Below are 237 nucleotides of genomic sequence, written 5' to 3'. Positions count from 1 at the left end.
TTAGGAGAAACAACGGTCACTTGGACCGTAACCGATGGTGCTGGTAATACGGCCACTTGTACGCAAACTGTGACTGTAACCGATAATATCAATCCGACTTTTGTAAACTGTGCTGCACCAGTATCTGTAAATGTTGATGCTAATGGCTGTTCTACAGATGCCGCTAATGTCAATCTTGGAACGCCTACTGTGGATGATAACTGTAACACAACATCCATATCTAATGATGCACCTGCC

At 43.9% G+C, this 237-nt stretch carries 1 protein-coding gene; it reads left to right on the top strand.

All coding sequences use genetic code 11. The features are described 5' to 3' along the window. A partial coding sequence (locus ACNG5D_RS16195; RefSeq protein ID WP_418184555.1) for an HYR domain-containing protein occupies window positions 1–237 on the top strand: 237 nt, incomplete at both ends.

Source organism: Algibacter ulvanivorans (assembly GCF_048381495.1).
Taxonomy (GTDB): Bacteria; Bacteroidota; Bacteroidia; order Flavobacteriales; family Flavobacteriaceae; genus Algibacter_B; species Algibacter_B ulvanivorans.
Note: the sequence above shows the minus strand (reverse complement) of the source record. Positions and strands in the feature narration are given on the sequence as shown.